Origin of the sequence: Streptomyces sp. sk2.1 (assembly GCF_008120935.1) — a bacterium.
Lineage (GTDB): Bacteria > Actinomycetota > Actinomycetes > Streptomycetales > Streptomycetaceae > Streptomyces.
Genome location: NZ_RDBO01000271.1, coordinates 1 through 2,332, shown reverse-complemented (window position 1 = coordinate 2,332; position 2,332 = coordinate 1). Strand labels below are relative to the sequence as shown.

At 74.1% G+C, this 2,332-nt stretch carries 2 protein-coding genes and 1 pseudogene; 1 reads left to right on the top strand and 2 read right to left on the bottom strand.

The window, feature by feature from the left end:
- Positions 1–5: 5 nt before the first annotated feature.
- Positions 6–161: pseudogene (locus EAO76_RS43605) on the top strand (DUF2398 family protein); the annotation flags it as partial.
- Between the two features lie 21 nt (positions 162–182).
- Here EAO76_RS43605 and EAO76_RS43600 read toward each other — a convergent pair.
- Positions 183–1,439, bottom strand: a complete 1,257-nt coding sequence (locus EAO76_RS43600; RefSeq protein ID WP_148841728.1) for a TIGR02678 family protein — start codon at positions 1,437–1,439, stop codon at positions 183–185.
- Positions 1,436–2,332 (bottom strand): TIGR02677 family protein (locus tag EAO76_RS43595; protein ID WP_262376275.1); only part of this gene is annotated, 897 nt, incomplete at its 5' end. The genes EAO76_RS43600 and EAO76_RS43595, both read right to left, overlap by 4 nt.

Below are 2,332 nucleotides of genomic sequence, written 5' to 3'. Positions count from 1 at the left end.
GCTTCATCACCGCGCGGATCGGCGAACTGACCGGGCTGGTGCCCGAGGTGCGCGCCGAGGGCGTCGCCATGGTGGACCCCCTGGACGACCTCACCGACGTACGCATGCCGGAACAGGGCACGCACGGGCACGTCACCCTGCTGCTCGCCCAGCACCTGGCGGGAGCCCGGTCGAGGCGCGGTTCACCTTTCGTCCTTCACGATCGTGTCCGGTGGGGTGGGAGGGTGCGGACGGTTCGGTGGTGCCCCCGGTTCCCTGACGACTGCCTCGCCGACCGCGTACCGCGCGAGGGCCGGCCGCGGCACGACGCCCTGCTCGGTGTGCTCGGCGAGCCCCAGGGCCACCAGTTTCTCCAGGGCCTGTGCCACCAGTACGGGTTCGGCGCCCGGCTCCCTGGCCGACTTCGCCCAGAAACCGCCGTGTTCCGCGGCGAGTTCGCGCACCCGTCGCGCCAGCTCCGCCGGTTCGACGGGCCGCCCGGCTCCCGCCAGGTGCTGGGCGAGCAGCAGGGTGACGTGCCCGTGCGTGCCCTGTTCCGGCATGCGTACGTCGGTGAGGTCGTCCAGGGGGTCCACCATGGCGACGCCCTCGGCGCGCACCTCGGGCACCAGCCCGGTCAGTTCGCCGATCCGCGCGGTGATGAAGCCGCGCTGCCGGGTCAGGTAGGCCAGTTCGTCGTCGGTGAGGTCGTCGTAGTAGAGCACCGGGTCGTCGAGGAGGAGACGGGTCAGCTTCCAGCGGATCGCGCGGAACCTCAGCTCGTCGCTGTCGAGGGCGGTCCGCGCCGTCATCTCCACCAGCCGTTCCTCGAACTCCTCGGCCTCGACGAGGGAGGGGCCGCGCAGGGACGCCGGCATCCCGGCCAGCACGCGCCGCCGCACGTCGTACAGCACGTCCCCGGATCCGCTGATGTACGCCTCCTCGTCGCCCGCCACCCTTCGCAGCACCCCGGCCCGCAGCAGCAGTCGCACGACGGCCGCGAGGTCGAGGCGTTCGTCGCGCCGTTCCAGGGTGAACACGATCCCGGCGGCGACGAGTTCGGGATCGGCGGCGGCCAGCACGATCTGTTCGGCGAGCCGGCCGAGCGCCACCTGGGCCTCGCCCCGTTCCAGCGCGGCCAGCGCCAGGCAGAGCAGGACGTAACGGCGCCTGGTGAAGGGCAGCGCGGTCCGGGTGGCCTCCCGGGCCGGATGCGTGGCGTCGGTGAGGGTGCCCGGCGTCTTGCGCAGCCGCGCGGCGTCGGCGTCCGTGCGCAGCGTCCAGCCGACGTTGCGCTCGAACCACTCGCGCAGTTCGGCCTGGTGCCGTCGCACCAGCCGGAACTCGTCGGCGTACGGCCCGTCGGCGGTGAGCAGCGGCTCCTTCAGCAGGGCACGCGCGGCACGTTGCAGGTCGGCCCGGCGCTGGCCGTCGAGGACCTCGGCGAGCGGCCCGCTCACCGCCCCTCCTCCTGCCCCGCGACCGCCCCGACTCCGGCCGACGCGGATGCGGCCGGTTCGGCTCCGGCGAACGCGGGTGCGACCGGTTCGGCTCCGGCGAACGCGGATGCGGCCGGTTCGGATGCGGTCGGCCCGGGTGCGAGTCCGGCCGGTGGCCCGAACCGGATCTCCTCCGTGAGATCGATGATGTCGATCAGGTGGTCGGGACCGCCGAACACCCCGTCGGGCGTGCGCACTTCGGCCGTCGAACCGTCGTCGAGCGCGGTCAGCCGGATCTCCATGGAACCGTCCCCGCTGGTGGCCACGGTGGTCGTCGTCTCCGGCCGCCAGGTGGCGAGGGCGTCGCCGAGCAGCCGCAGGAACAGCTGGAAGGCGACCGGATCGAGCTCCCCCAGCCGGGACAGCCGCACCGGTCCGCCCGTCGCGAGCCGGTCCCTGGCCGCCCTGACCTCCTCGGACTGCCTGGCGGCGATCTCGGCGAGCCGGCGCTTCGCCTCCCCCCGGTCGGCCACCCGGCGCGGCTTGCCACGCCGCTCGTAGCTGCCGGTACGGCGCAGCTGGGGGCTGATCCGCAGCGGTCGCGCCCCGGCCCACGGCGTCGAGGCCGGTTCGGGCGCGGCCGTCCGCTCGGCGAGGGTGTCGCCGTCGACGGTGAGGTGGCGGGACGGATACAGCCCGAACGCCACCCGCCACAACCGGTGCCGCGCCGCGTCGTCCGGTGCCTGGGCGAACCACCGGGCCAGCGTGCGGAAGTCGGCCGAACGGTCGGACCGCCCGGCCCGACGCTCATTCAACTGCCGCACAACGGCGAGGAGTTGCGGAATCGACCCGAGTGCGCGCCCCCGCAGCAGCCGGGCCTGCGACTCCCGCCCCTCCCCCGAGACGAACCACTG